Here is a 4,762-nt window from a genome sequence, read left to right on the forward strand (position 1 = left end):
ACCTAAAAAAATTGTTGTTTTTCTAAAAGAAGATAAATTTAAAAGCACCTGGATTGGAGCTAAAGCAATTTATAGGACCAGAATGGCCGTAGCTGACGGAGGAGAGCTGGTTATTATTGCTCCCGGTATTCATAAATTTGGGGAAGATAGAGAAATTGATCAACTTATTCGCAAATACGGATATGTTGGAACAGAAAGAGTTCTTAATTATCTCAAAGAAAACAATGATTTAAAAAATAATCTTTCTGCTGCCGCTCATTTAATTCATGGATCTTCAGAGGGTAGGTTTAAAATTTCACTAGCTGCTCCTAAGCTTAGCAGAGATGAAATTGAGAAAGTTAATTTTAATTATTTAGATTATGATAAAACAATTAATAAATATAATTTAGAACAGCTAAAAAATGGATTTAACCAGATAAATAGTGAAGAAATATTTTATATTGATAATCCTGCAACAGGATTATGGGTTTTTGAGAAATAAAAGAAGGATTTTTAAAAATTACAGCGAATATTTTATATAGATTCAATACAAAACATTGTTTTACTATTCAAAACAGTAATTAAATAATAGATTCTATTATTTAATATATAAAGGGTTAAGCCTATAAGTTCATAATCCCTTAATCAAAATATTTAGGAGGTGGTATTTTAATTTTGGTCGTTTTTTTAATAAAAACTTTTATTAATTATCAGGAGGGAAATTATGTTAAAAAATAAAATTTCAATTGTTTTAATCACTTTATTAATAATCGCTGTATTTTCTGTTGGTGCTATGGCTGTAGAGGAATTAAAGATTGTTGCTGCACATAATCAGACTTCTCCCGAAAACCCTTATCAGGTAGGTCTGCTTGCTTTTAAAGATAAAGCTGCAGAACTTTCTGATGGTGCGATTAATGTAGAAGTACACGCTGGTACTTTAGGTACAAGTGAAGCAGAGCTAGTTGAAAAACTTAAACTTGGTGCTGCAGATGTTGTATTAGTTTCACCTGGGTTTATGAGCAGAACCGGTATCAATGAAATTCAGTTATTTGCATTCCCATATTTGTTTGATAGCTATGATCACTGGGAAAAAGTTGTTGATGGTGAAGTAGGAGCTCAAATGGCAGACATAGTAAATGAAAAGTCTAATAATGACTTTAAATTGATTGGTTACTGGACTGCTGGTGTAAGACATTATTATGGTAAAAAGCCAATTTATGAAATCGAAGATCTTGATGGTGTAAGTATCAGAACACAGACTTCTGGTGTTGTTGCAGATTACTGGAGCAGTTTAGGTGCAGTTCCTACATCTGTAGCTTGGGGCGAATTATATCAGGCACTTCAGCAGAATGTTGTAGATGCAGCTGAAAATGCATATCCTTATTATGTACAGCAGAATCACCATAAGACTGCAAATGGTAAATTTACATCTGAAACTGGACATGATTATACAACAAGATTCTTATTAATCAATGGTCGTAAGTTTGACAGTTTCTCAGCTGAACAGCAGGAAATTTTAATGGAAGCTGCAGAAGCTAGTGTAGAAGCTGAAAGAGCATCCTTATATGCTCAGGAAGAAGAGTACAAAAAAATTCTCATGCAGGATGGCGGCAGAATCAACCTGCTTAATAGAGAACCATTCATTGAAGCTGCTGTACCTTATCAGAATGAAGCAGCTGAAGAATATGGTGTAACAGAATTACTAGAACAGATTAGAGAACTTAAGTAATTAAAGATAATCACTCCTAACAGGTAAAAACCTGTTAGGAGTATTTTTTCAATAAATAGTTAATTTATTTACATGAATAATTTTTAATACATGAAATTTTTATTATGAATAAAAAGAGGTGAAACAATGATTAAGAAAATTACTAGAATAATGGAAAAAATCCAGGTTACATTTGGAGTGATTTTTTTATCACTATTTTTTCTTGTTATTGTAATTCAAATGTTTGCTAGATATACTGGTATTTCTTTAATTTGGACAGAAGAAGCTGCTAATTATTCTTTTATTTGGTCAGTGTTTATGGGTGCATCGGTTATGATACATAGAGAAGGACATTTCCGTTTCACTTTATTTTTTAATAAATTAACTGGTAAAGCCAAATCTATTTTAATTATATTTATTAATACAATTTTATTAATTTTTAGTATTGCTCTAATTTATTATGGTATTATCGCAACACAGAATTTCTGGAATTATAATTGGTTTTCTATACAGAGTTTTAAAATGGGATATATGTTTATTTCAATTCCAATTATGGGGATCAGTATGAGTGTATATATGATTGACCATATATATGATGCTTATAAAGAAATGAAGAGGTGTGAATAATGTTAGGATTTGGACTAATTGCTTTATTTTTATTTTTAATGTTTATTGGTGTGCCGATAGCTTTTGTGATTGGAATTATAGCATTTTTAGGGATCTCAGCTGCCCCATATATTCCTGAAGTTACAGTAGTTATGAAAATGTTTAATGGTTTGAACTCTTTTGTTCTTTTAGCTGTACCGTTATTTATTTTAGCTGCAAATTTAATGAACAGTGGTGAGATTTCAAAAAAATTAATCAACTTTTCTATTGCTCTTGTTGGTCATATTAGGGGTGGACTGGCCCATGCAAATGTTTTAGTGTCTATGATTTTTGCCGGAATATCAGGTGCTTCTCAGGCTGATACTGCAGGGATAGGTAAAGTTTTAATTCCAAATATGATAGATACAGGCTATGACAAGGAAACTGCAGTTGGAGTCACAGCTGCTTCTTCTACTATTGGTGTTATTATTCCACCGAGTATTCCGATGATTATTTATGCTGGTTTAACTAATACATCTGTCAGTGAATTATTTATTGCGGGTATTGTTCCTGGAGTTTTAAGTGGTCTGGGAATGATGATAGTTATTTATATACTCTCATTAAAGCGTGGTTACCCAAAATATGAGAGAACTAATTTGAAGAAAATATTACGATTAGCAAAAGAAGCTTTTCCAGCTCTTATGACACCGATTATAATTATTGGTGGAGTTATAACTGGCTGGTACACAGCAACTGAGGCTGCAGCTTTTGCTTCCTTATATACATTTGTGATTGGTATGTTCTATTATAAAACTATTAAATTTAAAGATTTACCGGGAATATTAGAAGATACTTTAACTTTAAGTTCTCTTTCTTTATTTGCCTTAGCTACTGCAAGTGCTTTAGGAGAATTAATGGGTTATTATCAGGTTTCTACTATTGTGCAGCAATTCTTTACTGCTCATATACAATCAACTTCGGTATTTATGGTAATCATTATTCTCTTTTTCTTATTTGTTGGGACATTTATGGATGCTATACCAGCTATGATTTTATTTATACCAGTAATTTTGCCGCTCTCAATAAATTTAGGTATAAGTCCTGTTTTGTTAGGGATGGTTGTAATTGTAACACTTGCCATTGGTTTAGTAACTCCACCTTATGGACTTTGTCTTTTAATTGCTGCTAGAATTGGAGATATGTCGATTGAGCGTTCTTTTGGAGCAGTGATAATGTTTATTGCGGTTGTTTTAGCAGTTCTAATATTCATGGCATTTTTCCCGGATATCGCTTTTTATATTCCTAAATTATTTGTTCCATCACTAGGAATTTAATTAATTAAGTATTAAATTAAAAATTTTAGGAGGCATAATAATGTCAAAAAAAGTTGCTATAACCTCAGAATATTTTGGAAAGTTTTCTGACGAAGCTTTTACGATATTGAAAGATAATGGATTTGAGGTAATAGAAAATAAATATGATAAATTTTTAGACAAGGAAGAAGAAATAATTTCTTTAAGTAAAGAAGCGAATGCTATTATTTGTGATTTAGAAGAAATATCACAAAATGTTATTGATCAGTCTCCAAATTTAGAAATAATTGCTAGGAGAGGTGTTGGAACTGATTCAGTTGCAGTTGATTATGCCGAAGAAAAAGGTATCAAGGTTGCAAGAACTTTAGGTGTTGTTGAAAAACCTGTAGCAGAGCTGGTAATGTCATTTATCTTAAATATTTCTAGAAGAATTATCCCTCTAAACAAAGAGATGCATCAAGGGAAGTGGAATAAGATACTTGGAAATAGTTTAGAAGGAAAAACTCTGGGTATTATTGGTATGGGTAATATTGGTGAAGAAATAACCAGGAAAGCCAAGGCTTTTGATTTAGATGTCATTTATTATGATGTTGAAAGAAAGTTAGAAGTCGAAGAAAAATTTGAAATGGAATACTCTAGTTTGGATGAGTTATATCAAAAAGCTGATATAATAACATTACATGTTCCTTTAAATAAACATACAGAAAACTTAATTGATTATGAGGCACTAAAAAAAATGAAAAAGAAAGCAATTTTAATTAATACAGCTAGGGGAGCAGTAGTTAATAATAAAGATTTAAAAAAGGCATTAGATAGTGATTTAATAGCTTATGCAGCAGTAGACGTTTTTGACACTGAGCCTAAAACTGATTCAGTTTTAGTAGATTGTGATAATGTATTATTAACACCTCACGTTGGAACTTTTACTGAAGAAATCTTTATAAAAATGGATGTTTTAGCTGCACAAAATGTGGTTGATTTTTTTAATAAATAGTTTTCAAAAGGGGGGGTGAATACCCCCTAATATTATAACAAAGCTGATATATTAGATATCAACATTTAATTACCAAGGAGATGGTTTTATTGCTTAGAAGTCAAGAAATAAGAAAACAGGGAGCAGAAATAGATGCTTTAAGAATGGGAATGGACTGGACTGCAGATGACTTAGATAAAATGC

Annotated in this window: 4 protein-coding genes and 1 pseudogene; all 5 read left to right on the forward strand. The window is 31.3% G+C overall.

The window, feature by feature from the left end:
- Window positions 1-481, forward strand: a pseudogene (locus CI949_RS17005) (D-mannonate epimerase); the annotation flags it as partial.
- A 222-nt stretch (window positions 482-703) separates the two neighbouring features.
- Window positions 704-1,708: a TRAP transporter substrate-binding protein gene (locus CI949_RS17010; RefSeq protein ID WP_110301337.1), complete on the forward strand. Its 1,005-nt coding sequence runs from the start codon at window positions 704-706 to the stop codon at window positions 1,706-1,708.
- A 126-nt stretch (window positions 1,709-1,834) separates the two neighbouring features.
- Complete coding sequence (locus CI949_RS17015; RefSeq protein ID WP_208292429.1) at window positions 1,835-2,314, forward strand: TRAP transporter small permease; 480 nt, start codon at window positions 1,835-1,837, stop codon at window positions 2,312-2,314.
- Window positions 2,314-3,606 carry a TRAP transporter large permease gene (locus CI949_RS17020; protein WP_110300761.1) on the forward strand — a complete coding sequence of 431 codons (1,293 nt, stop codon included), beginning with the start codon at window positions 2,314-2,316 and terminating at the stop codon, window positions 3,604-3,606. Before CI949_RS17015 ends, CI949_RS17020 begins: the two co-directional genes overlap by 1 nt.
- A gap of 40 nt (window positions 3,607-3,646) precedes the next feature.
- The gene (locus CI949_RS17025; RefSeq protein ID WP_110300762.1) at window positions 3,647-4,579 is read left to right on the forward strand and encodes a phosphoglycerate dehydrogenase; all 933 of its coding nucleotides are present in this window, start codon (window positions 3,647-3,649) and stop codon (window positions 4,577-4,579) included.
- Window positions 4,580-4,762: the final 183 nt, after the last annotated feature.

Source organism: Halanaerobium sp., assembly GCF_003070835.1.

Coding starts and splice junctions, on each gene's coding strand:
- CI949_RS17020 (WP_110300761.1), top strand. CDS start 2,314: ATGTTAGGATTTGGACTAATTGCTTTATTTTTATTTTTAATGTTTATT.
- CI949_RS17010 (WP_110301337.1), top strand. CDS start 704: ATGTTAAAAAATAAAATTTCAATTGTTTTAATCACTTTATTAATAATC.
- CI949_RS17025 (WP_110300762.1), top strand. CDS start 3,647: ATGTCAAAAAAAGTTGCTATAACCTCAGAATATTTTGGAAAGTTTTCT.
- CI949_RS17015 (WP_208292429.1), top strand. CDS start 1,835: ATGATTAAGAAAATTACTAGAATAATGGAAAAAATCCAGGTTACATTT.